The organism is Streptomyces plumbidurans (genome assembly GCF_019857225.1).
GTDB classification, from domain to species: Bacteria; Actinomycetota; Actinomycetes; order Streptomycetales; family Streptomycetaceae; genus Streptomyces; species Streptomyces plumbidurans.
On record NZ_JAFJSY010000152.1, the window covers coordinates 1 to 4,777 of the forward strand.

Here is a 4,777-nt window from a genome sequence, read left to right on the forward strand (position 1 = left end):
CCCCGTCGGCCCCGGCCCCGCAGCAGGTGACGACCCCGGCTCCCGACCCGGCCCCGGCCGCTCCGGCCCCGGCTCCCGCCGCGGTCACCCCGGCCCCGGCCGCGGGTGCCACCGACGAGGGCGCCTACGTCACCCCGCTGGTGCGCAAGCTCGCCGCCGAGAACGGTGTCGACCTGGCCGGCGTCAAGGGCACCGGCGTCGGCGGCCGTATCCGCAAGCAGGACGTCATCGCCGCCGCCGAGGCCGCAAAGGCCGCTGCCGCCGCTCCGGCCCGCGCCGCTGTGACTGCCGGGGGCCCTGCCGGCAAGAAGGCGCCGACGCTGGAGGTTTCTCCGCTGCGCGGCCAGACCGTCAAGATGCCGCGCATCCGCAAGGTCATCGGCGACAACATGGTCAAGGCGCTGCACGAGCAGGCGCAGCTGTCCTCGGTCGTCGAGGTCGACGTCACCCGCCTGATGCGCCTGCGCGCCCAGGCCAAGGACTCCTTCGCCGCGCGCGAGGGCGTCAAGCTCTCCCCGATGCCGTTCTTCGTGAAGGCGGCGGCCCAGGCGCTGAAGGCCCACCCGGTCATCAACGCCCGGATCAACGAGGCCGAGGGCACGATCACCTACTTCGACACCGAGAGCGTCGGTATCGCGGTGGACTCCGAGAAGGGCCTGATGACCCCGGTCATCAAGCACGCCGGCGACCTCAACATCGCGGGCATCGCGAAGGCCACGGCGGAGCTGGCGGGCAAGGTCCGCGCCAACAAGATCACCCCGGACGAGCTGTCCGGCGCGACCTTCACCATCTCCAACACCGGTTCGCGCGGCGCGCTCTTCGACACGATCATCGTGCCGCCGGGCCAGGTCGCGATCCTCGGCATCGGTGCCACGGTCAAGCGCCCGGCGGTCATCGAGACCGAGGAGGGCACGGTCATCGGCGTCCGCGACATGACCTACCTGACCCTCTCCTACGACCACCGTCTGGTGGACGGCGCCGACGCGGCCCGTTACCTGACCGCGGTCAAGGCGATCCTGGAGGCCGGAGAGTTCGAGGTCGAGCTCGGCCTGTAGGGCTCCCGCAGGGTCGGCCCGCAGGGTCGGCCCGCAGGGCTCCAGCAGGTGAGGCAGACGCCCCCGTCCGGGTTTCCGGGCGGGGGCGTTGTCGTGCACCCCGGCGTGTAAGTCTCGTCTCACCTGCACGAAAGCGCCCCCGTGCGCCCCTCCGGAAAGCGCTCACGGCCGTATTGTCTAAACGTCAAACGCCCCCGGGGCCGATGGGCGGCCCCTTCTTAAGGAGCCCCCATGACCGCGCCCGTCATCCACTCGCTGCGCGAACAGATCCGCGAGCACATCGTGGAAGGGATCGTCAGCGGGCGCTGGAAGCCGGGCGAGCGGATCGTGGAGCGTCGGATCGCCACCGAGCTGGAGGTCAGCCAGACGCCGGTGCGCGAGGCGCTGCGCGAGCTGGAGTCGCTGCGGCTGATCGAGTCGGCGCCCAACAAGGGCGTACGGGTGCGCAATCTGACCGCTGCCGACCTGGAGGAGAGCTACCCGGTGCGGGCCGGTCTGGAGGCGATCGCGGCGGAGCTGGCGGCCGAGCGCCTCGCCGAGGACTGCTCGACCCTGGAGCCGCACGTCAACGCCCTCTACGCGGCCGACCGCGCCGCCGACGGCACCGGCCAGGTACGGCACACGGTCGCCTTCCACCGCGAACTGGTGCGGGCCGCGGGCAACTCCGTGCTGCTGCACACCTGGGAGGGCCTGGGCATCGAAGTCTTCACGGCACTGTCCATCCGCTGGCTGGGGACCGTTCAGCAGTCGTACGCGGAGGAGCACGAGGAGCTGGTGCAGGCGTTCCGCAGGAGGGACCCGAGGATCGCGGAGCTGGTGAAGGCCCACGTTCTGGGCTGCGCTCCGCGGGCCTGACACAGTCGAGCATTTCTACGCTCACCTGCGGAAACCTTTCGAAAACGCGGCACCGCGTGCCACCCCGAAAGGCACCGCATGCCGACTTTCCCGTAATCGAGAAGTTTTACCCCTGAACCCTTTGATCGATCATCGATCAGGGAGTTATTGTCGCCAACGGGCCGAGCGGCGAAAGCCGCATGGTGTCACAGCACCGAGGCCCGAGCCCTGTCCTGCCAAAGATCCAGGGCACCCCCGAACCCTTACCGATGAGGGAACCCCCTTCGACTGAGGAAGGCGGCGACATGACCGACCCCCACGCCATCCAGCCGAGCGAGCTCGACCAGCTCCCGGACCGGGACCCCGAGGAGACCGCCGAATGGCAGGCCTCCCTGGACGCGGTCGCCAAGGCGGCGGGCCCGCACCGTGCCGCGTACCTGATGCGGCGCACGCTGGAGCGGGCGGAGGGCAACGGCATCGCGCTGCCCAAGCTCCTCGAGACCGACTACGTCAACACCATCCCGACCGCCGCCGAGCCGAGCGTGCCCGGTGACGAGGAGATGGAGCGCCGGATCACCGCGTGGAACCGCTGGAACGCGGCCGCGATGGTGACCCGGGGCGCCAAGCACGGCGTAGGCGGCCACATCGCCACCTTCGCCTCCGCGGCCTGGCTCTATGAAACGGGCTTCAACCACTTCTTCCACGGCAAGGAATCCCAGGAATCGCCCGGCTCCGGCGACCAGCTCTACATCCAGGGCCACGCCTCCCCCGGCATCTACGCCCGCGCCTTCCTCGACGGCCGCCTCACCGAGGCGCACCTCGACAACTTCCGCCAGGAGGCGGGCGGCGGCGGCCTGCCGTCGTACCCGCACCCGCGGCGCCTGCCCTGGCTGTGGGAGTTCCCGACGGTGAGCATGGGCCTCGGCCCGCTCTCCGCGATCTACCAGGCGCGCTTCAACCGCTACCTCACCGCCCGCGGCGTCAAGGACGTGTCGTCCTCGCACGTGTGGGCGTTCCTCGGCGACGGCGAGATGGACGAGCCGGAGTCGACGGCCGCCCTCGCGCTCGCCTCCCGCGAGGGCCTGGACAACCTGACCTTCGTCATCAACTGCAACCTGCAGCGCCTCGACGGCCCGGTCCGCGCGAACTTCAAGATCGTGCAGGAGCTGGAGGCCCAGTTCCGCGGCGCCGGCTGGAACGTGATCAAGACCCTGTGGGGCACGGCCTGGGACGAGCTGTTCCAGCTGGACACCACGGGCGCGCTGGTACGCCGGCTGCGCGAGGTACCTGACGCCCAGGTGCAGACGTACCAGACGCGTGACGCGGCCTACATCCGCGAGGACTTCTTCGGCAAGGACCCGGCGCTCGCCGAGATGGCGAAGCTGCTGAGCGACGACAAGATCCTCGAGTGCTTCCACCTCTCCCGCGGTGGCCACGAGGCGCGCAAGGTCTACGCCGCCTACAAGGCCGCCGTCGAGTTCAAGGGCGCGCCGACCGTGATCCTGGCCCAGACGGTCAAGGGCCACACCCTCGGCGAGGGCTTCGCGTCGAAGAACGCCAACCACCAGATGAAGAAGCTGACGGTGGACGAGTTCAAGGCGATGCGTGACCGCCTCGAACTGCCCATCAAGGACAGCGACTTCGTGGACGGCGTGGTCCCCTACGGCCACCCGGGCGCCGACTCCCCCGAGGTCCGCTACCTCCAGGAGCGCCGCGCGGCCCTCGGCGGCCCGGCTCCGGCCCGCCGCACGCACGCGCTCGCCCCGCTGCCCGCCCCCGCGGACAAGGCCTTCGCCGCCTTCGACAAGGGCTCCGGCTCGCAGAACGTGGCGACCACGATGGCCTTCGTCCGCCTGGTCAAGGACCTGGTCCGGGACAAGGAGACCGGCAGGCGCTGGGTGCCGATCGTCCCCGACGAGGCGCGCACCTTCGGCATGGAGAGCCTCTTCCCCTCGCTCGGGATCTACTCCCCCAAGGGCCAGACGTACGAGCCGGTCGACCGCGACCAGCTCATGTACTACAAGGAGGCCAAGAACGGCCAGATCCTCAACGAGGGGATCACCGAGGCCGGTTCGATGGCCGACTTCATCGCCGCGTCCACCGCGTACGCGACGCACGGCGAGGCGATGATCCCGTTCTACATCTTCTACTCGATGTTCGGCTGGCAGCGCACGGCCGACCAGATGTGGCAGCTCGGCGACCAGCTCGGCCGCGGCTTCCTGGTGGGCGCCACCGCGGGCCGGACGACGCTGACCGGTGAGGGTCTGCAGCACGCCGACGGCCACTCGCCGGTGATCGCCGCGACCAACCCGGCGGCGCTGTCGTACGACCCCGCGTTCGCCTACGAGATCGCGGTGATCGTCAAGGACGGTCTGCGCCGTATGTACGGCGAGGCGGCGCCGGGCGAGGACCCGAACGTCTTCTACTACCTCACCGTCTACAACGAGCCGATGCCGCAGCCGGCGAAGCCGTCCGCGCCCGGCGTCGACGAGGGCATCGTCAAGGGCCTGTACCGCTTCAACACCGCTGAGTCGGCGGGCCTCTCCCCGGTCGCGAACGCCCCGCGGATCCAGCTGCTCGGCTCCGGTACGGCCATCCACTGGACCCTCCAGGCGCAGAAGCTGCTCGCCGAGGAGTGGGGCGTGGCCGCGGACGTCTGGTCGGCGACCAGCTGGACCGAACTGCGCCGCGACGCGATGGAGGCGGATGCCGCGCTGCTGCGGGGCGAGGAGCGGGTGCCGTACGTCCGGCAGGCGCTGCACGGCGCCGAGGGGCCGGTGCTCGCGGTCTCCGACTACATGCGGCAGGTGCCGGACCAGATCGCCCAGTGGGTCGAGCAGGACTGGTCCTCGCTCGGCGCCGACGGCTTCGGCCTCTCCGACACCCGC

The 4,777-nt window shown here is 70.5% G+C and carries 3 protein-coding genes; all 3 read left to right on the forward strand.

Features of this window, described 5'->3' with window-relative positions:
• A partial coding sequence (sucB, locus tag JYK17_RS40015; protein WP_222812307.1) for a 2-oxoglutarate dehydrogenase, E2 component, dihydrolipoamide succinyltransferase occupies nt 1-1,055 on the forward strand: 1,055 nt, incomplete at its 5' end.
• Nucleotides 1,056-1,286: 231 nt separating this feature from the next.
• Nucleotides 1,287-1,910, forward strand: a complete 624-nt coding sequence (locus JYK17_RS40020; protein WP_108016042.1) for a GntR family transcriptional regulator — start codon at nt 1,287-1,289, stop codon at nt 1,908-1,910.
• Nucleotides 1,911-2,194: 284 nt separating this feature from the next.
• Nucleotides 2,195-4,777, forward strand: a 2,583-nt coding sequence (aceE, locus tag JYK17_RS40025) for a pyruvate dehydrogenase (acetyl-transferring), homodimeric type (protein WP_222812308.1), incomplete at its 3' end; no start/stop codon positions are given.

Coding starts and splice junctions, on each gene's coding strand:
- JYK17_RS40020 (WP_108016042.1), top strand. CDS start 1,287: ATGACCGCGCCCGTCATCCACTCGCTGCGCGAACAGATCCGCGAGCAC.